Below are 26417 nucleotides of genomic sequence, written 5' to 3'. Positions count from 1 at the left end.
GTGTCGACGGGCAGCATGGCCGTCGACACGGATGGAGTGGTAGCCGACGCCGGCGGGGCGGGCGGGGCCCGCACCGCCGGGAACCGCGTCAGGCCACGATCGAGACCATGCGGCCCTGGACCACGATGACCTTGCGGGGCTCCTTGCCCGCCAGGCTGGCCGCGACCGCCTCCAGGGCCGCCGCGCGCACCGCCTCCTCGGACGCGTCCGCAGGCACCTCGATGCGGCCCCGGACCTTGCCGTTGACCTGCACCGGGTACGTCACCGTCTCCGCCACCAGCAGCGCCGGGTCGGCCGCCGGGAAGTCCGCGTACGCCAGCGAGGCGTCGTGGCCCAGCCGCCGCCACAGCTCCTCGGCGATGTGCGGGGCGAACGGGGCCAGCATCAGCACCAGCGGCTCGGCCACCTCGCGCGGGGTGGCCGGCAGCCGGGTCAGCGCGTTGGTCAGCTCGATCAGCTTGGCGATCGCGGTGTTGAACCGCATCCCCTCCATGTCGGAGCGGACCCCGTCGATCACCCGGTGCAGCAGCCGCCGGGTCGCCTCGTCGGCCGGGTCCTCGCCGACCCGCAGCTCGCCGGTCTGCTCGTCGACGACCGCCCGCCAGACCCGCTGCAGGAACCGGTACGACCCGACGACCGCCCGGGTCTCCCACGGGCGGGACACCTCCAGCGGGCCCATCGACATCTCGTACACCCGGAAGGTGTCGGCGCCGTACGCGGCGCACATGTCGTCGGGGGTGACCACGTTCTTCAGCGACTTGCCCATCTTGCCGTACTCGCGGCGCACCTCCTCCTCGCCCAGGAACCAGCGGCCGTCCTGCTCGACGACCTCCTCGGCCTGCACGTAGGAGCCCCGGGCGTCGGTGTACGCGTACGCCTGGATCATGCCCTGGTTGAACAGCTTGCGGAACGGCTCGAACGACGAGAGGTGGCCCAGGTCGTACAGCACCTTGTGCCAGAACCGGGCGTACAGCAGGTGCAGCACGGCGTGCTCGGCGCCGCCGACGTACAGGTCGGTGCCCCCGCAGTCGCCCTCGCCGCGCGGGCCCATCCAGTACCGCTCGTTCTCGGCGTCGACGAACCGGTCGGCGTTGGTCGGGTCCAGGTAGCGCAGCTCGTACCAGCAGGAGCCGGCCCACTGCGGCATCACGTTCGTCTCGCGGGTGTACCGCTTCGGGCCGTCGCCCAGCTCCAGCTCCACCTCGACCCAGTCGCGCCGGCGCGACAGCGGGGTCTCCGGGTCGGTGTCGGCGTCGTCCGGGTCGAACGTGCGCGGGGAGAAGTCGTCCACCTCGGGCAGCTCGACCGGCAGCATCTCCTCCGGCAGCGCGATGGCCGCGCCGGACTCGTCGTACACGATCGGGAAGGGCTCGCCCCAGTAGCGCTGCCGGCTGAACAGCCAGTCCCGCAGCCGGTACGTCACCGCGCCGGAGCCGTACCCGTTGGCCTCCAGCCACTCGATGATCCGGGCCTTGGCGTCGGCGACCCCCAGGCCGTTCAGGTCCACGCCCCGCTCCGGCGCGGCGCTGTTGATCGCCGGGCCGTCCCCGGTGTACGCCTTGCCGGCGAAGCCCTCGCTCGGCTGCACGGTCCGCACGATCGGCAGGTCGAAGACCTCGGCGAAGTCCCAGTCCCGCTCGTCCTGCGCCGGCACCGCCATGATCGCGCCGGTGCCGTAGCCGGCCAGGACGTAGTCGGCGATGAAGATCGGGATGCGCCCGCCGGTGACGGGGTTGGTCGCGTACGCGCCGACGAAGACGCCGGTCTTCTCCCGGGCCTCCGCCTGCCGCTCCATGTCCGTCTTGGCCGCCGCCGCCTTCCGGTACGCCTCGACGGCCGCGCGCGGGCTGGCGTGCCCGCCCGTCCAGGCGTCCTTCGTGCCCTCGGGCCAGGCGGCCGGCACCAGCGCGTCGACCAGCTCGTGCTCGGGGGCCAGCACCATGTACGTGGCGCCGAAGACGGTGTCCGGACGGGTGGTGAACACCCGGATCGGCTCGCGGTCGGTGGGGAAATCGATGTGCGCGCCGGTGGAGCGGCCGATCCAGTTGCGCTGCATCAGCTTGATCGGCTCGGGCCAGTCCAGGGCGTCCAGGTCCTCCAGCAGCCGGTCACCGTACGCGGTGATCCGCATCATCCACTGCTTCAGGTTCCGCTTGAACACCGGGAAGTTGCCCCGGTCGGAGCGGCCGTCGGCGGTGACCTCCTCGTTGGCCAGCACGGTGCCCAGCCCGGGGCACCAGTTGACCGGGGCCTCCGAGACGTACGCCAGCCGGTGGTCGTCGACGATCGCGCGCCGCTCGGCCACGGACAGCTCCGCCCAGGGGCGGCCGTCCGGGGTGGGGCGGTTGCCGCCTTCGAACTCGGCGATCAGCTCGGCGATCGGGCGGGCCTTCTTCGCCTCCCGGTCGTACCAGGAGTTGAAGATCTGCAGGAAGATCCACTGGGTCCAGCGGTAGAAATCGGTGTCGATGGTCGCCACCGAGCGGCGCTCGTCGTGGGCCAGCCCCAGCCGGCGCAGCTGCGCCCTGTACCGCTCGATGTTCGCCACGGTGGTGGTGCGCGGGTGGGTGCCGGTCTGCACCGCGTACTGCTCGGCGGGCAGCCCGAACGCGTCGAAGCCCATCGCGTGCAGCACGTTGCGCCCGGCCATCCGCTGGTAGCGGGCGAAACAGTCGGTGCCGATGTACCCCAGCGGGTGCCCGACGTGCAGGCCCGCCCCGGACGGGTACGGGAACATGTCCAGCACGTACAGCTTCTCCGCGCCCGCGCGCGGGTGGGCCGGGTCGGCCAGCGGGCCGGTCGGGTTGGGGGCGTGGAATGTCCCCTCCCGTTCCCAGTGGTCCTGCCAGCGGTTCTCGATCTCGTCGGCCAGGGCCGCGGTGTACCGGAACGGGGGGATGTCGCCCGCCGTTGCTGCCTCACTCATGGCGTCTCCTCGCTTCGCTCGTCGCCGCCGGCCACGCCACGGCCGGGCTGGATGCTGACCTCGCTCGGCGCGGTCATGTCGGTATGGGGAGTGGATCCGCTCGCCGCGTCGTCGCCGCCGGCGCGGCGGACGCGGTGCCCGCCGCCGGCGCGGCGGACGCGGTGCCCGCCGCCGGCGCGGCGGACGCGGTGCCCGCCGCCGGCGCGGCGGACGCGGTGCCCGCCGCCGGCGCGGCGGACGCGGTGCCCGCCGCCGGACGCCAGCGCCGTGCCGTCGCCCGCCGGAGGGCACAAAAAAGCCCCTCGCGCAGGAGGGGCCGCCGTGCTGTCGCGCGTCAGCGCATCAGCACGGCCCGGTAAGAAGCAGGAAGACTCCAGCCATGTCGGGAGTGTACCCCGCCCGCCGCGACGGCACGTCGCCCACCACCGCCAGGTGGGACGCCCGGCCGCCGTTCTCCCCCGTACCGCCCCGGCCCGGCTCCCCCGTCCGGCAGATATTCCGGGCGTAACCGACCGACTGCCTGCGCGGGTCGGCGGCACCGGCAAACATGGTTAGCCTGAGAGGCCAGTGAGAAATCTGCGGCAGACGAGGCTCTCCCGTCGCGAACCAAAGGACGGGGCCAGGTGCTCTAGACAGAGCTGCCGTTCCGGCGACGAGGAGGAGGCCCGTGACACAACAGACCTGGGACGAGGTGGGCGGTCTGCTGCCGCACGACGAGTTCCGCGCCGCCAGCGAGGCCATCGTGGCCAACATCGAGCAGGTCATCGAGGGCAAGACCGCGACCGTGCGCCTCGCTCTCGCCGTCCTGCTCGCCGAGGGCCACCTGCTCATCGAGGACGTCCCGGGGGTCGGCAAGACCAAGCTGGCCAAGGCACTGGCCCGGTCCATCGACTGTTCGGTGCGCCGCATCCAGTTCACCCCCGACCTGCTGCCCAGCGACGTCACCGGCGTCAGCGTCTACAACCAGGAGACGCACGACTTCGAGTTCCGCCCCGGCGCGGTCTTCGCCAACCTGGTGGTCGGCGACGAGATCAACCGGGCGTCGCCGAAGACCCAGTCCGCCCTGCTGGAGTGCATGGAGGAGCGGCAGGTCACCGTCGACGGGGTCACCTACCAGCTCCAGACGCCGTTCATGGTGATCGCCACCCAGAACCCGATCGAGATGGAGGGGACGTACCCGCTGCCGGAGGCGCAGCGCGACCGGTTCACCGCCCGGATCGCGATGGGCTACCCGGACGCCGGGGCCGAACTGGCCATGTTGGACGGGCACGGCGCGGCCGACCCGCTGCAGGAGCTGCAGCCGGTCTCCGACGCCGACATGGTCCGCCGGCTGATCGCCACGGTCCGCGAGGTGCACGTCGCCGACGCGGTCAAGCAGTACGCCGTCGACCTGGTCACCGCCACCCGCGAGGCCCCCGACCTGCGGTTGGGCGCGTCCCCGCGGGCGACCCTGCAACTGCTGCGCACCGCCCGGGCGGTCGCCGCCCTGGAGGGACGCGACTACGTCCTGCCCGACGACCTCCAGGTGCTCGCGGTGCCGGTGCTCGCCCACCGGATCATCCCGACCGCCGACGCCCAGCTCGCCCGGCGCACCACCGACGCGATCGTCTCCGACCTGGTGCACCGGCTGCCGCTGCCGCACGACCGCAAGCGCTCCCCGTACGACAACCGGCCCGACGACAACGGCCGCGCCCCGTACGAGCCGCGGAGGCGATGACCGTGCGCGACGGGCTCCGGGGCCTGACCACCCGCGGCCGCTCGTTCCTGGCGGCGGCGGTGGCCGCGGCCGTCTCCGCCGCCATCCTCGGCGAGAAGGACCTGCTGCGGGTGGCCGTGCTGCTCGCCGTCCTGCCGCTGCTCGCCGCCGCGTACGTCGGGCGCAGCCGGTACAAGCTGGCCTGCACCCGCTCGCTGGAGCCGCACCGGGTTCCGGTCGGGGCCAGCTCCCGGGTGGTGCTGCGGTTGCAGAACCTGTCCCGGCTGCCCACCGGCACCCTGCTGCTGGAGGATCGGCTGCCGTACGCGCTGGGCAGCCGGCCCCGGGTGGTGCTGGAGCGGCTCGGCGCGCACCAGGCCAGCTCGGTGGCGTACACGGTGCGCGCCGACGTGCGCGGCCGGTACGACGTCGGGCCGCTGGTGGTCCGGCTGACCGACCCGTTCGGGCTGTGCGAGCTGACCCGGGCCTTCCCGAGCGTCGACCACCTCACGGTGATCCCGCAGGTCACCCCCCTGCCGTCGGTCCGGCTCCCCGGCGAGTACGCGGGCAGCGGCGACAGCCGGGCCCGTTCGGTGGCGGTGCACGGCGAGGACGACGCGGCGACCCGGGAGTACCGGATGGGCGACGACCTGCGCCGGGTGCACTGGAAGTCCACGGCGCGCACCGGCGAGCTGATGGTCCGCCGCGAGGAGCAGCCCTGGGAGGCCCGGGCCACGGTGGTGCTGGACACCCGCGCGTACGGCCACCGCGGCGACGGCCCGACCGCCAGTTTCGAGTGGGCGGTCTGCGCGGCGGCGAGCATCGCCGTGCACCTGCGCCAGGCCGGGTACAAGCTGCGCCTGGTCACCGGGAACGGCGCCGACGTCGACGCGACCGAGGGCGCCGGGGACGGGCTGCTGCTCGACCACCTCGCCGAGGTGCGGCTGGACCAGCGTGGCGAGATCACCACGCTGGTCCAACGGGTCCGGCAGCGCGCCGACGGCGGCCTGATCATCGGCCTGTTCGGCACCCTGAGCACGGCCGAGGCGGAGCTGCTGGCCGGGCTGCGGGGCAACGGCGCGACCTGCGTCGGTTTCCTGCTGGACAGTTCCACCTGGCTGAACCTCCCGGCCCGGGCCCGCGCCGAGGCCGAGCACGCGCACGGCGCCGCCGCGCTCGCGCTGGTGCAGAACGGCTGGCGGGTGATCGGCGTGGAGCACGGCGCCCGGCTGCCGGCGCTGTGGCCGCAGGCCGGCCGGGGCTCGCAGGGGTTCGCCGTACGGGCGGCGCTGGCCGAGACCGTCGCGGGCGGCGTGAAATGAGCCGTGGCGGGCGGCGTGAGACGAGCCGCGGCGGGCGGCGTGGAACGAGCCGTGGCGGGCGGCGTGAGACGAGCCTTGGCGGGCACCGTGGAACGGGCCGCGGCGGGCACCGTGAGACGAGCCGCGGCGGGCACCGTGGAACGAGCCTTGGCGGGCGGCGTGGAACGAGCCGCCGCGGGCGCCGTGACGTGACCGGAAGGGTGGTCCCGTGACCGCGACACGCAACCTCGGGTTCGTGGCCGCGGCCGCGACCCTGTTGGCCGCGGCCCCGCTGTCGGCCATCTTCGAGCGCTGGACCTGGCTCGTGCAGGCCGCCATCGCGGTCGCGGTGGTGGCCGGGGTGGCCGCGCTGACCCGGCTGGTCCGCGCGCCGCTGTGGGGGCAGGCGCTGGGCATGGTCGGCGGGCTGCTGCTCGCCCTGACCTGGCTCTTCCCGGGCGGCACCGAGCTCGTGCCGTTCCTGCCCAGCCCGAGCACGTTCACCCACTTCGGCGAGCTGCTCAGCGCGTCCGTGCAGGACATGCGCACGCAGACCGTCAAGGTCGACGACACCGACCCGCTGCTGTTCGTCGCCGTGCTCGGCGTCGCCGGGGTGGCGATCGTGGTCGACGTCCTCGCCGTCGGGCTGCGCCGCCCGGCGCTGGCCGGGCTGCCGATGCTCGCCATCTACTCGGTGCCGGTCGCGGTCTACGTCGACAGCGTCCCCGCCGTGCCGTTCGTGGTCGGCGCCAGCGGCTACCTCTGGCTGCTGGTCACCGACAACGTCGACCGGGTGCGTCGGTTCGGCCGCCGGTTCACCGGCGACGGCCGGGACGTCGACGTGTGGGAGTCGTCCCCGCTGGCCGCCGCCGGCCGCCGGCTGGCCGTGGTCGGGGTGGCGCTGGCCGTGGCCCTGCCGCTGGCCGTACCCGGGATGACCGGCGGCATGCTCGACGCGCTCGGCGGCGGGACGGGCAACGGCAACGGCCGCCCCGGCCAGGGCGGCAGCACGGGGCGGATCGACCTGTTCGCCGCGCTGAGCGGTCAGCTCACCCAGTCCGAGGTGACCGACTTCGTGAAGGTCACCACCACGGAGCAGGCCCCGTTCTACCTGCGCTTCGGCGTCGCGGACGAGCTGCGCTCGGACGGCTTCCGGGTGCGCAACCCGACCGGCCAGCCGGTGTCCCGGGGCCTGCCCCAAGCCAGGCCCCTGCCGGGCGTCGAGCAGCGGCAGTACCGGGCCACCGTGGAGGTCACGAAGAACCTCACCATGCGGCTGCTGCCGGTGTACGCCGAGCCGATCCGCACCGAGGGCCTCGACGGCAACTGGCTCTACGACCGGAACCTGCAGGTGGTGTTCTCCAATCGGGAGAGTTCCCGCAGCGCGCGCTACTCGTTCGACTACGTCCGGTCGACGTACACCCCGGGCGCGCTGCGCACGGCCCGGTCGCTGCCGTCGGACCACCCGCTGCGGGTCCAGCAGACGGACACCCCGCGGGTGGCCGAGGTGGACACCCTGGTCGCCGACCTCGTCCGCGGCAGGCGCACCGACTACGACAAGGTGCGTGCCATCTACGACCACTTCTCCGCGGACAACGGCTTCACCTACAGCCTGACCACCAAGGGCGGCACGAGCGGCCAGGACATCGTCGACTTCCTCACCAACAAGGCCGGCTTCTGCCAGCAGTACGCCGCCGCGATGGCCTGGCTGGTCCGGGCCGCCGGCATCCCGGCCCGGGTGGCGTTCGGCTTCAGCAACGGCAGCGGCCCGACGGACGGCACGTACGTGCTGACCAACCGGAACCTGCACGCCTGGACGGAGGTCTACTTCGACGGGATGGGCTGGGTGCCCTTCGACGCCACCCCGGCGTACGGGGTGCAGGGCTCGACCCGGTCGGCCTGGGCCCCGGACACGGACGCGCCCGAGCCGTCCGCCCCCGAGCCGGGCAACCCGGCCACGGCGGGCGAGGCCGACCCGTCCGCCGGACCGGAGGGGCCGGACGTCGCCGACCGGGAGACCGACCAGGGCCTGGCCCTCGGGGGTGACACCCCGACCCGACAGGCCCCGACCTGGCCGTGGTGGAGCGCGGGGGTGCTGGCGCTGCTGCTCCTGCTGGCCGTGCCGGCCCTGCGGCGGGCCGCCCTGCGGCGCCGGCGCGGCTCCCGGGTGGCCCCCACCGCGCCGGCCATCGTGGACGGCGACGCCGGCCCGGCCGCTCCGGGGCGGGCGGTGGTCGTCGGGCCGGGCGCCGACCGGGCGCGGGCGGACGCGCACGCCGCCTGGGACGAGTTGCTCGACACGCTGGTGGACTACCGGGTCCGGGTGGACCGGACGGAGACGCCGAGGGCGACCGCGGAGCGCCTGGTCGCCGACGCGCTCACCGAGGACGCCGCCGCCGTCGCTGCGGTCAGGCTGCTCGGCCGGGCCGAGGAGCGGGCCCGCTACGCCCGCGCCCCGCTCACCGGGGAGCGGCTGCACCCGGCTCTGCGCGACGTGCGCGCCGCGCTCGCCACGCGGGCTGGCCGGCGGACCCGGGTGCTGGCGGCCGTGCTGCCGCCGTCGGTGCTGCTGCGCTGGCGCGCGGCGGTCACCGACACGTCGTCGCGGGTGGTGGCCCGCACCAGCGACGTGCGGTACCGGCTGCTGCGCTGGGACCCGCGCCGGCTGCTGGCCGCCCGCACCGGCCGCTGATCCGGTCGCGCGGGTGGGCGAACCAGGGTGCTGGGTCGCCCACCCGCCACCTCAAGCCCCATGCCGGCGACACGGCGGTATCCACGGCCTGCGGACACCCCCACGCCGCCGACACAGCGGTGTCCACGGCCTGCGGACACCCCCACGCCGCCGACACGGCGAGATCCGGTGCCTGCGGACACCGCCGCTTCGACGGCGACCGGCGGGAGGGCGGTGAGCGCCGGATGGCCCGGCAAGCGGGCGCCGGACAGCGCGGCAAGCGGGCGCCGGACAGCGCGGCAAGCGGGCGCCGGACAGCGGGGCAAGCGGGGCACCGGGGCATGACGAGCGGCCCGCCGTCGGACGGGCCGGGACCGACGCGGTCCCGCCAGGCGGCGGGACCGGGATCAGCCGGCGGGCCGGAGATCAGCCGGCGGGACCGGGATCAGCCGGCGGGACCGGGTCAGCGGTGCCCCTCCGGGCGCTGCCGCCACCGCTCCTCCATGCGATCGAGGAACGACGACCTGCGGCCCGACCGCCCGCGGGGACGCCGACTGGTCGTCCCGCCGACGACGTGCAGGTCGGGTGACTGCGCCCGGCGGTGCGACTGCACCGCGTACGCCGCCGAACCCAGCATGACCACGAAACCCGCCACCGCCAGCGGTGGCGTCTTGATCACCGCACCGTAGACCAGCAGGGCCAGCCCAACGATGATCGCGCCGGCAGCGACGAGCAGGCGACGCCGCGCGTGGAAACGCGGATCGCTGGCGCGCACGGCCGAGGCGAATTTGGGGTCCTCGGCAAGCGACCGCTCGATCTGCTCGAACAGCCGCTGCTCGTGCTCCGAGAGCGGCACGGCACTCCTCCCCGGTCACGCTTGGTCGGCCCGGACGGACCGACAGACCGTGACAGCCAACCGGCTGCTTACCGTCAAGTCTACGAGGGGGGTCGCGCGTCGGAAAGCGGGACGACCTACGGGCGGGGCGGATTTTCGTCTCGCTGCCCATCCCGACGGCCGAGCAGGCTCGCGGGACCTATGATGGATCGCCCGAATCGGGCCGCGGCGGCGTCCACGGCGGCCTCCGCCTCCCGCCAGCCGCGCTCGGGAGCGCCCAGCGTGAGCTGCTGCGGGGTCTCCCCCGTCGGGGCCAGCCCCTCCATCCGCACTCCGACCAGGCGGATCCGCTCGCCCGGATCCAGCGCGGTGTAGAGGGCCCACGCCGTGTCGAACATCTCCCGCGCCGTGTCGGTGGGGACGCCGAGGGTGCGGGAGCGGCTGACGGTGCGGAAGTCGGCCATGCGCACCTTGATCGACACCGTCCGCCCCACCTGGCCGGCCCGGCGCAGCCGGACGCCGACCTTCTCGGCGAGGGCGAGCAGGGCCCGGCGGATCTCCATCGGGTCGGCGACGTCGACGTCGAACGTCACCTCGGCGCCGATCGACTTCTCCGCGTGCTCCGGGGTGACCCGGCGCGGATCCACCCCCCGGGCCAGCGCGTGCAGGTGCGTGGCGGCGGCCTCCCCGAGCGCCTTGCGGAGCATGCCGAACGGCGCCTCGGCCACGTCGCCGACGGTCGCCAGGCCGAGGCGGCGCAGCGTCTCGGCGGACCGGTCCCCCACCCCCCACAGCGCGGCGACCGGCAGCGGGTGCAGGAAGTCGAGGACGCGGTCGGCGGGCACCACGAGCAGCCCGTCGGGCTTGGCCCGGGTGGACCCGAGCTTGGCCACGAACTTGCTCGGCGCGACCCCGACCGAGCAAGTCAGCCCCTGCTCCCGCGCGACCCGGGCGCGGATGCGCCGCGCGATCTCGGCCGGGGAGCCGAACAGCCGGCGGGCGCCGGACACGTCGAGGAACGCCTCGTCGAGCGAGAGCGGCTCGACCAGCGGGGTGACGTCCCGGAAGATCCGCATCACCGCCCGGGAGGCGGCCGAATACTCCGCGGGGTCGGTCGGCAGGAAGACCGCGTGCGGGCAGAGCGCCCGGGCCCGCGCGGTCGGCATGGCGCTGCGCACGCCGTACCGTCGGGCCTCGTAGCTGGCGGAGCTGACCACGCCGCGCGGGCCGACCCCGCCGACCACGACTGCCCGGCCGCGCAGCTCGGGGCGGCGGCGCACCTCGACCGAGGCGTAGAAGGCGTCCATGTCCACGTGCAGGATCGGCGAGCCGCTGTCGTCGGCGTCCGGCCCGAAGCGCGGGTCGCCACCGCGCGGCAACGACTGACTGCGGCCCATTCCCGCAGGTTAGTCGGCCGGTCCGACACTCCCGCCGGGCGCCGGGCCGCTCGGGGTGGCGGGGTCAGCCGCGCACGACCAGCAGGGGGACGGTCATCTCGGCGGCGGTGTCGGCCCCGTGGTACGCGACCAGCCGCGACTCGATCGGCTTCTCGGAGCGGGTGGCGACCACGGCGGACGTGCCCCGGCAGACGACCACCACGTCGCCGACCCGGCACAGGTGCTCCTCCGGCACCGGGCCGAACCAGCCGGTGGCCACCGCCTCGTCCCGGTGCAGCACCCGGGCGGCGTCGCCGAGCACCGCCGACCAGGCGGCCACCACGTCGTCGGCGGCGCCGGGCGCGACGTGCAGGTAGCGGACCCGCGGCTCGCCGGCGAGCACCCGCACCCCGGCCCGCAGCCGGGGGTCGGCGTCGAAGTCGAGCCGGTCCGCCTGCGGCACGTCGAGCTGGCCGTGGTCGGCGGTGACCAGCAGCGCGGCGTCCGGGGGCAGCCCGTCGACCAGCCGGGCGAGCAGCCCGTCCACCACGGCCGCGGCGAGCCGCCACGGGTCGGAGTCGACGCCGCTGAGGTGGCCGTGCCGGTCGAGGTCGGGGTGGTAGCCGGAGACCAGGGTCGGCCCGTCGCCGGCGGCGAGCGCCGCGAGCATCGTGGCGGCCAGCGCGTCGGCGTCGGCGGCGCCCCGGTAGTCGCCGCCCCGGTTGGCGGCCAGGGTCAACCCGCTGCCGCCGTACTCGGGGCGGCTCACCACGGTCACCGCGACCCCGGCGGCCCGGGCCCGCTCCAGCTGGGTGGGGACGGGCTGCCAGCGCAGCGGGTCGGGGTCGCCGGCCCACTGGATGTGGGCGAGCACCCGGTCGGTGCCGGGCACCCGCACCTTGAAGCCCAGCACCCCGTGCGCGCCGGGCGCCGCGCCGGTGCCGAGGGTGACCAGGCTGGTCGGCGTGGTGGACGGGAACCCGGAGGTCAGCGGGCGGCCGACGGCCGCGGCCAGCCCGGCCAGCGTGGGGGCGTACGGGGCGGCGGTGGGGATCTGGTACCAGCCGAGCCCGTCGACGAGCAGCACGGCGATCCGCCGTACCCCGGCCAGCGCGGGGGCCAGCCCGAGCAGGTCGGCGGCACCGGGCACCCCGAGCACCGCCAGGGCGCTGGGCAGCACGTCGGCCAGGCTCCCGCCGCCGTAGCGCGGCGCGACCGGCGTCAACGGCCCCGGGGGCTCGCCCGGGCCGGCCGGGGGCGGGACGGGACCGGTCATGCCGGCCGGCGGGCGAACAGGTGCAGCTGGGCGGCGAGGTCCCGGTACGGCGGCCGGGCGGCCAGGGCCAGTTCCAGCTCGACCAGCGCAGCCGGCTGGCCGTCCGCGACGGCGGCGGGAAGCAGGTCGGCGAGCACGCGTACCCCGTGGGTCTCCTCCACCACCAGGCCGGCGGCGGTGAGCAGGGCCGCCGCGCGGCCGGCGTCGTACCGCCGGCGCAGGGTGTCCCGGGGACCGGCGGCGCCGGCCGGGTCGGCGGCCAGGGCGACCGCCTGGTCGAGGTGGCCGTTCACCGCCCGGGCGAGCACGGCGGCGGCCTGCCCGGCGACCAGGATGCTCGCCGCGCCGCCCGGGCGCAGCGCCGCGGCCAGGGCGGCCACCACCGGCGCGGGGTCGTCCACCACCTCCAGCACGGAGTGGCAGAGCACCAGGTCGACGCCGGCCGGCTCGACCAGCCCGGCGAGCGCGTCCCCGTCGCCCTGCAGCGCGCGTACCCGGTCGGCGACGCCCGCCTCGGCGGCCCGGCGGGTCAGCGCGGCGAGCGCGTCGGGGCTGGCGTCGACCACGGTGACCCGGTGGCCGGCCTGGGCGAGGGGGACGGCGAAGCCGCCGGTGCCGCCGCCGACGTCGAGCACGGTCAGCTCGTCGCCGTCGCGGCGCTCCAGCTCGGTCCGCAGCACCGACCAGATGACGGCGGTGCGGGGGGTCAACGGCGGGCCGGCGAGCCGGCCTCGGGTCTGCTCCACCCCGTCGAGCCTAGTCACCCGGTCCAGTCGGCCGGCGGGTCCGGTGACCGGAAGGAAGCCGGACCCGCCGGCGCGGGTCAGGACTCCCCGCCGCCCGCGGGGTCCTCCTCGGCGCGGGACCGGTGGCTGTTGGCCACCGGCCCGTCGGTCACCGGATACTCCCGGGCCTCCGGGTGCGCCGCCACCCAGTCCATGCCGAGCCGGGTGCGTCGGGCGTTCGCCACCGCACCGGTGTACGCGTTGTTCCCCGTCACTGGTTCATTCCCCCTTGCCACGGGCGGGCCGCTCTGCCCACCCCCCTTCATTTTCCCGCGCACCCCCGCCGACCAGCAGTGACGATGATCACCGGAAGTCGCGGGAGGGCGGGCTGACCGGCGGCTCGATGGCGTCCAGCCGGTCGGCGGCGAGGTTGACCACCCCCTCGTGCCGCTCCAGCCGCCCCCGGACCACCAGGGCGGCGCTGGTCCGGGCCACCCGCCGGTACCGCTGCCACAGCCCCGGCGAACAGGTGACGTTGAGCATGCCGGTCTCGTCCTCCAGGTTGAGGAAGGTGACGCCACCGGCGGTGCCCGGCCGCTGCCGGTGGGTGACGAGCCCGCCGACCCGGATCCGCCGACCCGGCTCCACCGCGCCGAGCCGGGCGATCGGCACCGCCCCGAGCGCGTCGAGCCGGTCGCGGAGGAACCGCACCGGGTGGCTCTCCGGGGACAGGCCGGTGGCCCAGACGTCGGCGACGAGGCGGTCCACCGCCTCCATGCCGGGCAGCATCGGCGCGGTCGCGCCGGTCACCGTCCCGGGCAGCCGGTCCGGCCGGTCCTGGGCCGCCGCCCCGGCGGCCCAGAGGGCCTGCCGCCGGGTCAGCCCGAAGCAGGCGAAGGCGTCCGCGGTGGCCAGCGCCTCCAGCTGCGCGGCGGTGAGGCCGACCCGCCGGGCCAGGTCCGGCATGTCCCGGTACGGCCCGTGCGCCGCCCGCTCGGCCTCGATCCGCTCGGCCATGCCCTCGCCGAGGGTACGCACGCCGCCCAGCCCGAGCCGGACCGCCGGACCGCCCAGCCCCCAGGCGTGCGGCGGCTCGCCCGGCTCGCTGCCCCACCGGGTGGCCGGGGTCGACTCCAGCACCGCCCTGGCGCCGCTGGCGTTGACGTCCGGCCGGCGCACCTCGACGCCGTGCCGACGGGCGTCGTCGACCAGGGTCTGCGGCGAGTAGAAGCCCATCGGCTGGGCGTTGAGCAGGGCCGCCAGGAACGGGCCCGGGTGGTAGCGCTTGAGCCAGGAGCTGGCGTACACCAGGTACGCGAAGCTCATCGCGTGGCTCTCCGGGAAGCCGTAGCTGGCGAACGCGGAGAGCTTGCGGTAGACGTCGTCGGCCAGCTCGCCGGTGATGCCCCGCTCGGCCATCCCGGCGTAGAGCCGGTCGGCGATCTGCGCCATCCGCTCCGCCGACCGCTTCGACCCCATCGCCCGGCGCAGCTGGTCGGCGCCGGCCGCGTCGAAGCCGGCCAGGTCGATGGCGAGCTGCATCAGCTGCTCCTGGAACAGCGGCACGCCGAGGGTCTTCTCCAGCGCGTTGCGCATCAACGGGTGCGGGAAGGTCACCTCCTCCTGGCCGCTCTTGCGCCGGATGTACGGGTGCACCGAGCCGCCCTGGATCGGGCCGGGCCGGATCAGCGCCACCTCGACCACCAGGTCGTAGAAGCAGTCGGGCTTGAGCCGGGGCAGGGTGGCCATCTGGGCGCGGCTCTCCGCCTGGAACACCCCGACCGAGTCGGCCCGGCAGAGCATGTCGTAGACCTCGGGGTCGTCCAGGCCCATGTCGCCCAGGTCCAGGCTCATGCCGATCATGTCGTAGCCGTAGTGCAGGGCGGAGAGCATGCCGAGGCCGAGCAGGTCGAACTTGACCAGGCCGACGGCGGCGCAGTCGTCCTTGTCCCACTGGAGCACGCTGCGCCCGGGCATCCGCCCCCACTCCACCGGGCAGACCTCGATCACCGGGCGGTCGCAGATCACCATGCCGCCGGAGTGGATGCCCAGGTGCCGGGGGAAGCCCGCCCACCTCCCCGAGCCACCAGCCAGCTCGTTGGCGTACGCGATGACTTCCTCGGGGATGTCCTCGACGTCCACGGCCGCGACCGCGCCCCAGCGGTCGATCTGCTTGCTCCAGGCGTCCTGCTGCCCCGGCGAGAAGCCGAACGCCCGGGCCACGTCCCGCACCGCCGACCGGGGCCGGTACGAGATGACGTTGGCGACCTGGGCGGTGTGCTCCCGGCCGTACCGGGCGTAGACGTGCTGGATGACCTCCTCCCGGCGGTCGGACTCGATGTCGACGTCGATGTCCGGCGGGCCGTCGCGTTCGGGGGCGAGGAAGCGCTCGAACAGCAGCCGGTGCCGGACGGCGTCCACGTTGGTGATCCGCAGCGCGTAGCAGACCGCAGAGTTCGCCGCCGAGCCCCGCCCCTGGCAGTAGATGTCCTGCCGCCGGCAGAACGCGACGATGTCGTACACCACCAGGAAGTAGCCGGGGAAGCCCAGCTCCTCGATCATCCGCAGCTCGTGGTCGAGCTGCGCGTACGCCTCCGGGTGCGCCTCGCGCGGCCCGTAGCGCTCCCGGGCGCCGTCCATGGTGAGCTCGCGCAGCCAGCTCACCTCGGTGTGCCCCGGCGGCACCGGGTACGCCGGCAGCTTCGGCGCCACCAGTTGCAGGTCGAACGCCAGCTCCGCGCCGAACTCGGCGGCCCGGGCCACCGCTCCCGGGTACGCGGCGAAGCGGGCGGCCATCTCCGCGCCGCCGCGCAGGTGGGCGGTGGCGGCGGCGGGCAGCCAGCCGTCGATCTCGTCGAGGCTGCGCCGGGCCCGGACCGCGGCCAGCGTGGTGGCCAGCCGGCGCCGGCCCGGGGTGGCGTAGTGCACGTTGTTGGTGGCCACCGTGGGCAGCCCGGCGGCGGCGGCCAGCTCGGCGAGGGCGTCGTTGCGGTCGGCGTCGACCGGGTGCCCGTGGTCGGTCAGCTCCACCGCCACCGTCTCGGCGCCGAACAGGGCGGTCAGCCGGTCCAGCTCCCGGGCCGCCGCGTCCACCCCCTCGGTGAGCAGCGCGGCCGGCACGTGGCCCTTGCGGCAGCCGGTGAGGATCAGCACGTGGTCGCGCAGTTCCTCCGCGACCTCCTCCAGCCCGCCGTAGTCCGGGCGGCCCTTCCCGCCGCCGCGCAGCTGGGCGCGGGCGATGGTCCGGGCCAGCCGGGCGTACCCCTCGGGGCCGTGGGCCAGGGCGAGCAGGTGGGCGCCGCGCGGGTCGGGCTCGCCGGTGCCGCTGCGGGGGGACGCTCCGCCTCTCCCCGGGGATCCCGGCCCGGGCAGGCCCAGCGACAGCTCCGCGCCGACCACGGTGGGCAGCCCCAGCCCGCGGGCCGCCTCGGCGAAGCGCACCACGCCGTAGAAACCGTCGTGGTCGGTGACGGCGAGCGCGGTGAGCCCCAGGCGGGCGGCCTCCTCGGCCAGCTCCTCCGGGTGGCTGGCCCCGTCGAGGAAGCTGAAGTTGCTGTGCGCGTGCAGTTCCGCGTAGGGCACCGCGTCGTCGGGGCGGGACAGCTCGGGCGGCCGGTACGGCTCCCGCCGGTGCGCCCAGGCCGGGGCGTCGCCCCCGTCGCCGTCGACGGCGAGCGGGTCCACCACGTACAGGTGCCGCCCGCCGCCGAAGCCGTCCCCGCCGTCCCCGGTCGAGCCGGGGCGGCCGTCGGCCCGCCCGGAGAGCACCCGTTCCAGCTCCCCCCACGGCAGCTTCGGATTGTGGAAGCTCACCGGAACCCGGTCCCCGGGTCGCCCGGTCCCGCATTCCTGGCGATCTTGGTGGATTTCGGCCCTCGGAGGGGCCGAAACGCACCAAGATCGCAGGGTGCGTGCTCAGTCATAGATGGCCTCCACCAGCCACCGGCCGGCCTCGGCCGCCAGCAGCAGGGCGGTGCCGTCGGCGAGGCAGACCTGGAACCGCGCCCGACGGCGCGCCTCGGCCGGCGCCCACCAGCGTTCGTCGACCGGCCACGGGCCGGCCCAGCCGACGATCTCCACGGGTCGGGCCGTACCGACGGCCAGCCGGACGGGTGGGGCGCTCACCTGGAGCCGCGCGCTGACCACGACCGGCTCGCCGGCGGCGTCGTGCACGGCCGCGGCGAGCGGGCTGGGTAGCACCACGGCAGGGGCGGGCGGCGGGAGCCGCCCCGGCCACGGTGGCGTCGGCGCCGCCCGGCCCGACCGCGCCGGCCCGCCCGCCGGGCCGGCCGGCAGAGATGGCTCGCCGGGGCGCGCCGGCAGGGATGGCTCGCCGGGGCGCGCCGGCAGGGATGGCTCGCCGGGGCGCGCCGGCAGGGATGGCTCGCCGGGGCGCGCCGGCAGCCGCTCGTCGCCCCAGGGCACCAGCCGCACCTGGTCGGCCGGGGACCGCCCGCCGCCGAGTACCGCGGTGACCACCGCCTCGGGGCCGAGGATGCCCTGGACCCGGCTCAACGCCCGGTGCGCCCGCTCCCGCTCCTCGCCCGTCTCCCCCCACAGCCCGGGTTGCAGGCCGGCCCGGGCGAGCACCCCGTCGGGTACGAGCCGCAGCCGGATGATCCCGGACGTCGGGCGGGCCGGGCGGGCGCCGGAGCGGCCGGTGCCGCCGGAGAGCCAGCCGTCCAACTGCCAGCGCACCCGGTCGGCGATGGCCGCGGCGGTGAGCAGCCCGTCGTGCCGCCAGACCCGGTGCAGCTCCTGGCCGTGCGCGGTGACCGCCTCGATGCCGAGCCGGGTGCAGGCCAGCCCGTGCGCGGCCAGCCGCTCGTGCAGCCGTTCGGCCAGCGCGCGGGCGGCGAACGCGGCGGCGTCGACCCGGTCGATCGGCTCGTCGTGCTCGGCGGTCACCGCCAGGTCGGCCGGGGGCCGACGGACGGCCAGCGCCCGGTGGTCCCGGCCGGCGGCGAGCCGGTGGGCCAGTGCCCCGTCGAAGCCGAACCGGGCCAGTACGTCCCCGGCCGGCAGCGCGGCGAAGTCCCCCAGGGTGCGTACGCCGAGCCGGCGCAGCAGGTCGGTCAGGGCCGGGCGGCCCAGCGCCTCCACCGGCAGGGCCGTCAGGAACGCCGGCGTGCCGCCGGGGGGCACCACCCGTCCCGCGCGGGCGGCCAGGCCGGCGGCGAACACCCCGTCGGCGATGCCGACCTGGCTCTCCACCGCGCAGTTCTGGGCGACGTGCTCGATGATCCGCTCGGCGGCGGCCTCCTCCCCGCCGAAGTAGCGGCTCGGGCCCCGGGCGGCCAGCGCGCAGGCGCCGGGGCGGACCACCTCGACCCCGGCGGCCAGTTCCTCGACGGCGGCGACCACCGGCTCGAACGCCCGGGCGTCCCGCCCCGGATCGTGGTCGACGACGGTCAGCCGCGGGCAGCGCCCCTGCGCCTCCCGCTTGCGCAGGCCCCGGCGGACCCCCTCGGCGCGGGCCCGCTCGGAGCAGGCGACCACCCGGTTGGCGTGCAGCACGGCCACCGGACCGGTGGCGGGCACCCCCTCGACGATCTCGGCGGCGAGCACCGGCCAGTCCGGGCACCAGAGCAGCAGCGTGCGCACCGGCGCCCCGGTCACGCGGGACCGACCCGGGCGAGCCCGCCGATCGGGCCGGACCGGCCGGGGCGAGCGCGCCGGCCCGGGCAGGCCCCTCCCGTGCCGGTCACACCGGCCCCGGCAGGGCGAGCCCGCCGCGGCGGGGCACGGCGGCGAGGGCGGGCCGGCCGGCCGGGGGCACCGGCCGGAGCCGGCCGGCGGCGGCACGGCCGGTGACGGAGGCGACGGGGACGGCGGCCGGGCGGGGAATGACCCGGGTGAGCCCGTCGCCGGGGAGCCAGACCTTGATCTCCTTGGGACGGGCGGCCGCGCCCCGGCCCCGGGCGGAGACGGTGACCTCGCGGCGCCGCAACCGGCCCCGGCCCTGCCCCAGCCCCTCCCAGACGCCCTTGATCACCTGCAACGTGACGTCCGCGCCGTCCCAGCGGCCATACGGGACGAGCACGCTCCCGCGCTGGCGGGCGCGGGCGGCCAGCCGGTTGGCGACCGAGGCGGAGACCGTGGCCGGCACGGCGGCGACCACCACGTCCACCCCGTCGATCAGCGCGGCGACGACGGTGGGCCAGTCCGGCCCGGGCTGCGGCACCAGGGCGAGCCGGTCCAGGGCGATCCCGGCCTCGGCGGCCGCGCCCGCGCCGAAGGTGGGCACCCCCACCACGGCGCACCACGAGCCGGCCCGGGACGCCTCCGCGAGCAGCGCCAGCACCAGGGAGGTGCCGCCGCTGCGCCGGGGCTGGCCGGTGGCGACGGCGATCGTGCTGCCCCGGCGCAGCCCCCGGTTGGGCAGCAGGCCGGTCAGCTCGGGGGCGACCGGCAGCACCCGGTGACCGCCGGCCGGGTCCGGTGCGCTGGCCGGGCGCACCAGACCGGCCAACGCGGCGGAACCGACCACCATGCGGCCCGCCATCGGACCTACCCCCCGTCGCGCCTCGTGTCGTGCTGGGATCGTGCGTGCAGTGCGTGCAGTGCGTACGGGACGGGACGCGTCGCCGGGGCGGCCGGCGCGGGCCCGTTCGTGGCGCCGCAGGGGCTCAGGCGGCGCGGCCGTCGAGCGTCGGCTGGTGGGCCAGCCCGAGGGTGGTCTCCACCACCGTCACGAACTGCTCGGCGGCCCGGAGCAGGTCGTCGGCCTCGCGGGCGGTGACCACCCGGGGGATGCCGGCCTCGGCCGCGGCGCGCTTGCCGGCGGCGGCCGCGAAGAACGCCGCCCACTCGTCGAACTCGGGGGCCACGGCGCGGAGCAGGACCCAGGCGCTGGTGACCCGGTTGCGCCGGGCCGGGGCGGGGCGCGCGCGGGCGGCGAGCAGGGCGGCGGCGGCGCGGAGCGCGGCCAGGTGGGCGGCGGCGTAGCGCAGGCCGTCGGGGCGGGTCTGGGCGGCCTCGACCAGCCCGCGACGGGCCACCGTGAGGAGCTGGGCCGGGGTGCGGTGCGGCAGCACGTGCGCCGGCACCGTCGGTGCCTGGGCCGGGTTGGTCGGCATGGGGCTGTCTCCTCCACGTGGCCGGGGGCCGGGCGCGGCGACCGGTGCGGCTCGGCCGGCGGGGCCGAGCCGTGGGGTGTCGCCGGCGCAGGCCGGTCGGGTGGTGCGGAGGAAGGCGCACCGGGTGGGGCCGGCCGGGTGTGGACGCTTCCCCACACCACACCCGGCCGGCGTACCGGCGGGTTCGTCGCCCGCCGCCCGGGGGTCGTGGGCGGCGGGCGACGCTCCTGCCTGACGGGACCGGGCTCGCGACTGCCCGGCACCCAGGTGCGGCCCGCGGAGCCGCACCACCCGGGACCGGAGCCGCGAAACACCGGCCCGGGTTGGTTGGAACGGGCGTTCGAGAGAATCGAACATCCGTTCTAACGTCCCTGACAGTACACCCTCCCACCGACGAAAACGCAACGTGTGGCGTACGGCGTGGTGCGGCGACACCGGCGGGTAACGAGCGCCCCGCCCGGCGCCCCTGACGACGGCGGCACTAATCTCTGCTCGTGACGACCCCCCGCCCCGCCCTCGGTGTCGCCATGGTGCTCGGCTCGGGGGTCCTCTTCGCCGTCAACGGCACGGTCTCCAAGCTGGTGCTCCGGGCCGGCCTGAACGCCCAGCAGCTGACCCTGCTGCGCGCGCTCGGCGCCGTCGCCGGCCTGCTCCTGCTGAGCCTGGTGCTGCGCCCGGGCGTCCGCCGGCTGCGGGTCACCCCCCGGCAGCTGCCGCTGCTGGTCGCGTACGGCCTGACCGGCTTCTTCCTGGTGCCGATGCTCTACTTCGTGGCCATCTCCCGGCTGCCGGTCGGGATCGGCCTGCTGTTCGAGTACTCCGCCCCGCTGCTGGTCGCCCTCTGGGCGCGGTTCGGCCAGCGGCACCGGGTGCGCCCCCGGCTCTGGGCGGGCCTGGCGCTGAGCCTGGCCGGGCTGGGCTGCGTGGCCGAGGTGTGGGGAGAGCTCAAGCTCGACGGCCTCGGCATGCTCGCGGGCCTCGGCGCGGCGGTCTTCCTGGCCGTCTACTACGTGCTCGGCGCGCGGGGCGTCGCGGGGCGGGACACCCTGTCGCTGTGCACCTGGGCGTTCGGCGCGTCCGCCGTCGCCGGTCTGCTCACCCGGGCGGTCACCGCCGGCGTCGGCGGCTGGGAGCCGCTGGCCGCCGACACCGACCGGGGCGTGCCCGTCGCCCTGCTCTGCGCGTACGTGGTGGTGCTCGGCTCGATCGTGCCGTACCTGCTGGTGGCGGCCGCGATGCGGCACCTCCCGGCGACCAGCGTCGGGATCGTCGGCATGGTGGAGCCGGTGCTCGCCGCGGCGGTCGCCTGGCTGGTCATCGGCGACGGGGAGGCGCTCAACCCGGCCCAGCTCGGCGGCGGGGCGCTGGTGCTGCTCGGCGTGGCGCTGGCCGAGACGGCCCGGGTGGCCACCCCCGGTACGGCCGCGCCGACCGCGCCCGACACCGCGCCCGCGCCGGTGGCCGCCCCGCGCTGACCCGGCGGCACCCCGGCGTGACGCCGGTTCGTCCGGGTCCGGCCCGGCAGGCGAGTGTCTCCGCCGCCGCTGTGGAGCTGCCCCGTCCCTGCTGTCGCTCCCACCCCGCGTCCGGGCCCGGCCCCCGGGCGGCCGGTAGCGTGGGCGGGGCAGCTCCACAGGAGCCGCACCGCCCTGGTCACCGGGCCACCGACCCGCCTCGCCAGCCCTCCGACGGGATTCTCAGCACGGTCACAGCTTCGCAACAGGCGCCGCAGAGGTCCCCGCCGGAGGGTGAGGGGCATGACCGAGAGCCGTACCGACAGGACCGTCGGATGACCGCCGTCGCCGCCGGGCGACGGCCCGCCCCGCGTGCCCTTCCCGTGGCCCCCGGCTGGTGGGCCGACGCGGCCGGCAGCGCCGCCTTCCTCAGCCTGCTCGCCGTCACCGCGCTGTGGACGACCAACCGGGGGGTGCAGGAGCTGCTGTCGGGGGTGCCCACCGGGCTCACCTCCGCCGGTCGGCTCGCCGGCCTGCTCAGCACCGACCTGATGCTGATCCAGGTGGTGCTGATGGCCCGGGTGCCGCTGGTCGAGCGCCGCTTCGGCCAGGACCGGATCGTCCGCTGGCACCGGCTGGTCGGCTTCGCCTCGTTCCACCTGCTGCTCGCCCACGTCGCGCTGACCACCCTCGGGTACGCCGGCACGGCCCGGGAGGGCGTCGTCGCCCAGTTCTGGCTGCTGGTCAGCGGGTACCCGGGGATGCTGCTGGCCACCGCCGCGCTGGCACTACTGACGCTGGTGGTGGTCACCTCGATCCGGGCGGCCCGCCGCCGGCTGCGCTACGAGTCGTGGCACCTGCTGCACCTGTACGCGTACCTGGGCGTCGGGCTCGCGCTGCCGCACCAGCTCTGGACGGGCGCCGACTTCGTCTCCTCGCCCGCCGCCCGGGCGTACTGGTGGACCGTGTACCTGCTGGCGCTGGGCAGCGTGCTGGCGTTCCGGCTGGGGCTGCCGGCCTGGCGCAGCCTGCGGCACCGGGTCGAGGTGGCCACGGTGGTGCCCGAGGCGCCCGGGGTGACCTCCGTCTGGTTGCGCGGCCGGCACCTGCACCGGCTGCCGGCGCGGGCGGGACAGTTCTTCCTCTGGCGGTTCCTGGACGGCCCCGGCTGGTCCCGGGCCCACCCGTACTCGCTGTCCGCGCCGCCGTCGGAGGACCTGATGCGGATCACCGTGAAGGACCTCGGGGACGGCAGCGCGCGGGTGGCCGCCCTGCGCCCCGGCACCCGGGTCCTGCTCGAGGGGCCGTACGGGCGGCTGACCGGGGAGCACTGGCGCGGCGGCGGGGTGACCCTGCTCGCCTGCGGGGTCGGGATCACCCCGCTGCTGGCCCTGCTCTGGGAGCTGCCGTACGCCCCGGGCCGGGCGGTGCTGCTCTACCGCGCGCGTACCCCGCAGGAGCTGGCCTTCCGCGCGGAACTGGACCGGCTCGCGGCCGAGCGCGGGGTGGTCGTGCACCACCTGGTCGGCCCCCGGGCCGACCGGCCGTCCTGGCTGCCCCGGCACGCCGCCGAACTGACCGACGTCGAGGCCCTGCGCCGGCTCTCGCCCGACATCGCCGGGCACGACGTCTTCCTCTGCGGCCCGGACGGCTGGGTCGACGCGGCGCAGGCCGCGACCCGGGCCGCCGGGGTGCCCGACGAGCACATCCACCACGAACGTTTCGCCTGGTAACAGGCGCGAGGAGGAGTACGGATGCGACGCATCACGCTCTGGCTGCTGTCCACCGTGGCGGCGCTGGTGCTGCTGTTCGGCTACCGGACCAGCACGATGGGGGCGGGCGGCGGGGCCGGCACGTTCGCCGCCGGGACGGGCTCCGGCGGCGGGAGCGCCGACGCGGGCTCCGGCTCGACCGGGTCGGGGGCGTCGACCGGGTCCGGCTCGACCGGTGACCGGCAGGTCGACGGGTCGGTGGCGCAGACCCGGTGGGGCCCGGTGCAGGTCCGGATCACCGTCTCCGGCGGCAGGATCACCGAGGTCACCGCCGTCCAGGTGCCGGACGGCAACTTCCGGGACCGGCAGATCAACGGGTACGCGGTGCCGATCCTGCGGCAGCAGGCCCTCGCGGCGCAGAGCGCCCGGATCGACACCGTCTCCGGGGCCACCGTCACCAGCGACGGCTACCGGGAGTCCCTCCAGGCCGCCATCGACGCGGCGCACCTGGGCTGAGAGAGCGGAGGTGGGCACGATGAGCACGACGACGCCGACCGGCGAGCTGGACCGGCGGGCCTGGGTGGTGCAGGTGATGGGGCTGCCGGTGAGCGTGCACCTGCGCGGGCCCCGGGTCCGCGACGACGCCGTCGCCGCCCTGGTGGAGGCGTTCTTCGCCGAGCTGCGCACGGCGGACGGGGTGTTCAGCACGTACCGGCCGGACAGCGTGCTCGGCCGGCTCGGCGGCCGGGCGCCGGACCCGGCGACCGCCGACCCGCTGGTGCGGGAGGTGCTCGCGCTGTGCGAGGCGGCCCGGGCGCGCACCGGCGGCTGGTTCGACGCGCGGCGGCTGCCGCTGCCCGCCGGGGGCACCGGCTTCGACCCGTCCGGACTGGTCAAGGGCTGGGCGGTCGAGCGGGCCGCGCGGCGGCTGACCGGCCTGGCCGAGCACGACGTCTGCCTCAACGCCGGCGGGGACGTGCTGCTGCGGGCCGCCCCGGGCCGGCCCGCCTGGCGGGTCGGCGTGGAGGACCCGGACCGCCCCGGACAGCTGCTCGACGTGCTGGAGCGCGTCGCCGGCGCGGTGGCCACCTCGGGCACCGCCCGGCGCGGCGCGCACATCGTGGACCCGTACGCCCGGCGGCCCGCCGAGGCCGTCCAGTCGGTCACCGTGGTCGGCCCCGAGCTGCTCTGGGCCGACGTGTACGCCACCGCGGCGGTCGCCCGGGGCGCGGACGCGCTCGACTGGCTGGCCGCCCTCGACGGGTACGCCGCCCTGCTGGTGGACGCCGCCGGCCGGGTCCGGGCCACCGCCGGCTGGCCCGGAACCCGCCACCGCGCGGGTCGGCGCCGGCCGGTGAGCCGGGAGCGGCGAGAATGGCGGCATGCAGCCACACCCGAACGTACGGGCGGTACAGGAGGCCCTCGCCGCCGCGGCCGCCCGGGACGGCTCCGGCCGGCCCGCCGAGGTCCGCCTGCTACCCGAGGCGGTACACACCGCCGCCGCCGCGGCGGCGGCGCTCGGCGTGCCCGTCGGCGCCATCGCGAACTCGCTCGTCTTCGCCGCCGACGACGCGCCGCTGCTGGTGCTCACCTCCGGCGCACACCGGGTGGACACCGCCGGCCTGGCCGCGTCCCTCGGGGTCACCCGGCTGCGCCGGGCCACCCCGGAGTTCGTCCGCGCGCACACCGGTCAGGTGATCGGCGGGGTCGCCCCGCTGGGCCACCCGCGGCCGCTGCGCACCGTCGTCGACACCGCCCTCGACGAGTACGACGAGGTGTGGGCGGCCGGCGGGGTGCCGCAGGCGGTCTTCCCCAGCACGTACGCGGAGCTGCTCCGGATCACCGCCGGCGCCCCGGCCGACGTGGCGTGACCGGCATACCCGAGCTGGTCACCCTGCACGCCTGGCGGATCCCCCGGGCCGCCCTGCCCCGGGCGCTGGCCCGGATGGCGACGCACCCGGCGCGGCTGCGCCGCACGCCCGGGGTCCGGTTCGGCAAGCTGCTCGGCACCGGGACGGGGACCGGCTTCGGCCCCGGCGACGCCGACCTGACCCGCTGGGCGGCGCTGGTCGTCTGGGAGTCCCCGGCCGCCGCCGCCGGCTTCGCCGCGTCGCCGGTGGGCCGCTCCTGGGCCCGGATCGCCCGCTCGTCCGTCCGCGTGGACCTGCGGCCGCTGGCCAGCCGGGGCGAGTGGTCCGGGCGGCGCCCGTTCGGCGAGCCGTCCGGCGGCCGGGTCGCCGGGCCGGTGCTGGCGCTGACCCGGGCCCGGCTGCGGGCCCGCCGGGCGGTGACCTTCTGGCGGGCCGTCCCGCCGGTGGCCGCCGCCCTGCCCACCGCGCCCGGCCTGCTCGCCCGGTTCGGCGTCGGGGAGGCCCCGCTGGGCTGGCAGGGCACGGTCAGCGTGTGGCGGGACCTCACGGACCTCGTCGCGTTCGCGTACCGTCACCCCGAGCACCGGGCCGCGATCGCGCGCACCCCCACCGAGCGGTGGTACGCGGAGGAACTCTTCGCGCGGTTCGAGGTGCGCGGGGTGGCCGGCGACCGGTCGGTGCTCGGTTGGGTCGCCGACGGCGACGCGGGGCTCGATTCGGTCGCCGACGGCGACGCGGGGCTCGATTCGGTCGCCGACGGCGACGCGGGGCTCGATTCGGTCGCCGACGGCGACACAGGGCTCGATTCGGTCGCCGACGGCGACACAGGAACGGCGAAGGGTGGACAGGGATGAGGCTGGTGCGCTGGACGCCGGACGACCTGGTCCGGCGGCTGGACGACGTGGTGGCCGTCTACGGCGAGGCGATGAACTACCGCACGGACCTCCTGGACGCCCGCCGCGGCTACATCGCCACCCACGTCCGCCGCCCCGGCTTCCGCGCCGTCGCCGCCCTCACCACCGAGGGCCACCTGGCCGGCTTCGGGTACGGCTACCTGGGCACCCCCGGGCAGTGGTGGCACGACCAGGTGCACCGGGCGCTGGACGGCGAGGCCCGGCGGCGCTGGCTGACCGACTGCTTCGAGGTGGTCGAGCTGCACGTCCGGCCGCCCGCGCAGGGGCACGGCCTGGGCACCCGGCAGCTCACCGCCCTGCTCACCGTGGCGCCGGGCAGCACCACGCTGCTGTCCACGCCCGAGGCCGACGAGCAGCGGTCCCGCGCCTGGCGGCTGTACCGCCGGTTCGGCTTCGTCGACGTGCTGCGCCACTTCCACTTCCCCGGCGACGAGCGCCCCTTCGGCATCCTCGGCCGGGACCTGCCGCTCACCCCGGCCACCCCCGCGGCGTCCGCCGCCGGGCACCGGCCCGACCTGGCACCGGGCCGGCCGCCGGGGGCGCCGTGAGCGTCGGCCGCGAGGCCGGGGGCGCCGTGATCC

At 76.6% G+C, this 26417-nt stretch carries 19 protein-coding genes and 1 pseudogene; 10 read left to right on the top strand and 10 right to left on the bottom strand.

All coding sequences use genetic code 11. The annotated features are described in order from the left end of the window. Positions 1-88 precede the first annotated feature (88 nt). A complete protein-coding gene (gene leuS, locus ABGB16_RS02245; RefSeq protein ID WP_347666240.1) occupies positions 89-2926 on the bottom strand; it encodes a leucine--tRNA ligase in 2838 nt (945 codons plus the stop codon). Between the two features lie 83 nt (positions 2927-3009). On the opposite strand from leuS, the gene ABGB16_RS02240 reads away from it, so the two are divergent. From ABGB16_RS02240 to ABGB16_RS02225, 4 genes are all read left to right on the top strand, one after another. Further along, entirely contained in the window at positions 3010-3285 is a 276-nt protein-coding gene (locus ABGB16_RS02240) for a hypothetical protein (protein ID WP_347666239.1), read from the top strand. A gap of 308 nt (positions 3286-3593) precedes the next feature. Further along, a complete protein-coding gene (locus ABGB16_RS02235; protein WP_347666238.1) occupies positions 3594-4643 on the top strand; it encodes a MoxR family ATPase in 1050 nt (349 codons plus the stop codon). A gap of 2 nt (positions 4644-4645) precedes the next feature. Next, positions 4646-5944 carry a DUF58 domain-containing protein gene (locus ABGB16_RS02230; protein WP_347666237.1) on the top strand — a complete coding sequence of 433 codons (1299 nt, stop codon included), beginning with the start codon at positions 4646-4648 and terminating at the stop codon, positions 5942-5944. A gap of 208 nt (positions 5945-6152) precedes the next feature. Further along, entirely contained in the window at positions 6153-8615 is a 2463-nt protein-coding gene (locus ABGB16_RS02225; RefSeq protein ID WP_347666236.1) for a transglutaminaseTgpA domain-containing protein, read from the top strand. Between the two features lie 442 nt (positions 8616-9057). Here the strand turns inward: ABGB16_RS02225 and ABGB16_RS02220 are convergent, their stop codons facing one another. The 9 genes from ABGB16_RS02220 to ABGB16_RS02180 form a co-directional block, all read right to left on the bottom strand. Next, positions 9058-9450 carry a DUF3040 domain-containing protein gene (locus ABGB16_RS02220; protein WP_347666235.1) on the bottom strand — a complete coding sequence of 131 codons (393 nt, stop codon included), beginning with the start codon at positions 9448-9450 and terminating at the stop codon, positions 9058-9060. Between the two features lie 116 nt (positions 9451-9566). Continuing rightward, on the bottom strand, positions 9567-10826 hold the full coding sequence (locus ABGB16_RS02215) for a DNA polymerase IV (RefSeq protein ID WP_347666234.1): 1260 nt from the start codon (positions 10824-10826) through the stop codon (positions 9567-9569). 64 nt (positions 10827-10890) lie between these two features. Then, positions 10891-12081, bottom strand: a complete 1191-nt coding sequence (locus ABGB16_RS02210; RefSeq protein WP_347666233.1) for a nucleotide pyrophosphatase/phosphodiesterase family protein — start codon at positions 12079-12081, stop codon at positions 10891-10893. Then, on the bottom strand, positions 12078-12845 hold the full coding sequence (locus tag ABGB16_RS02205; protein ID WP_347666232.1) for a methyltransferase domain-containing protein: 768 nt from the start codon (positions 12843-12845) through the stop codon (positions 12078-12080). The genes ABGB16_RS02210 and ABGB16_RS02205 overlap by 4 nt, the downstream gene beginning before the upstream one ends. A 59-nt stretch (positions 12846-12904) precedes the next feature. Further along, positions 12905-13081: a hypothetical protein gene (locus ABGB16_RS02200; protein ID WP_347666231.1), complete on the bottom strand. Its 177-nt coding sequence runs from the start codon at positions 13079-13081 to the stop codon at positions 12905-12907. 88 nt (positions 13082-13169) lie between these two features. Further along, positions 13170-16619 (bottom strand): error-prone DNA polymerase, encoded by a 3450-nt coding sequence (locus ABGB16_RS02195; protein ID WP_347666230.1) that lies wholly within the window; start codon positions 16617-16619, stop codon positions 13170-13172. A gap of 102 nt (positions 16620-16721) precedes the next feature. Then, positions 16722-18425, bottom strand: coding sequence for a DNA polymerase Y family protein (locus tag ABGB16_RS02190; RefSeq protein WP_347666229.1), 1704 nt, complete (start codon positions 18423-18425; stop codon positions 16722-16724). Positions 18426-18510: 85 nt separating this feature from the next. Continuing rightward, positions 18511-19311: a hypothetical protein gene (locus ABGB16_RS02185; RefSeq protein ID WP_347666228.1), complete on the bottom strand. Its 801-nt coding sequence runs from the start codon at positions 19309-19311 to the stop codon at positions 18511-18513. A gap of 124 nt (positions 19312-19435) precedes the next feature. Beyond that, positions 19436-19885, bottom strand: coding sequence for an SAV_6107 family HEPN domain-containing protein (locus ABGB16_RS02180; protein ID WP_347666227.1), 450 nt, complete (start codon positions 19883-19885; stop codon positions 19436-19438). A 494-nt stretch (positions 19886-20379) separates the two neighbouring features. Here ABGB16_RS02180 and ABGB16_RS02175 point away from each other — a divergent pair, with 494 nt between their 5' ends. The 6 genes and pseudogenes from ABGB16_RS02175 (at position 20380) to ABGB16_RS02150 (ending at position 26384) form a co-directional block, all read left to right on the top strand. Next, complete coding sequence (locus ABGB16_RS02175; RefSeq protein WP_347666226.1) at positions 20380-21360, top strand: EamA family transporter; 981 nt, start codon at positions 20380-20382, stop codon at positions 21358-21360. 314 nt (positions 21361-21674) lie between these two features. Continuing rightward, positions 21675-23072, top strand: coding sequence for a ferredoxin reductase family protein (locus ABGB16_RS02170; RefSeq protein WP_347666225.1), 1398 nt, complete (start codon positions 21675-21677; stop codon positions 23070-23072). Positions 23073-23093: 21 nt separating this feature from the next. Beyond that, positions 23094-23567, top strand: a complete 474-nt coding sequence (locus tag ABGB16_RS02165; protein WP_347666224.1) for an FMN-binding protein — start codon at positions 23094-23096, stop codon at positions 23565-23567. An 866-nt stretch (positions 23568-24433) separates the two neighbouring features. Then, the gene (locus ABGB16_RS02160) at positions 24434-24922 is read left to right on the top strand and encodes a YbaK/EbsC family protein (protein WP_347666223.1); all 489 of its coding nucleotides are present in this window, start codon (positions 24434-24436) and stop codon (positions 24920-24922) included. Beyond that, positions 24919-25623, top strand: a pseudogene (locus ABGB16_RS02155) (monooxygenase); the annotation flags it as partial. The gene ABGB16_RS02160 and the pseudogene ABGB16_RS02155, both read left to right, overlap by 4 nt. A gap of 149 nt (positions 25624-25772) precedes the next feature. After that, positions 25773-26384, top strand: coding sequence for a GNAT family N-acetyltransferase (locus tag ABGB16_RS02150; RefSeq protein ID WP_347666222.1), 612 nt, complete (start codon positions 25773-25775; stop codon positions 26382-26384). The last annotated feature ends 33 nt before the right edge of the window (positions 26385-26417 follow it).

This window comes from Micromonospora sp. B11E3, from assembly GCF_039871625.1.
Lineage (GTDB): Bacteria > Actinomycetota > Actinomycetes > Mycobacteriales > Micromonosporaceae > Micromonospora.
This window is presented reverse-complemented; position numbering and strand designations above follow the sequence as displayed.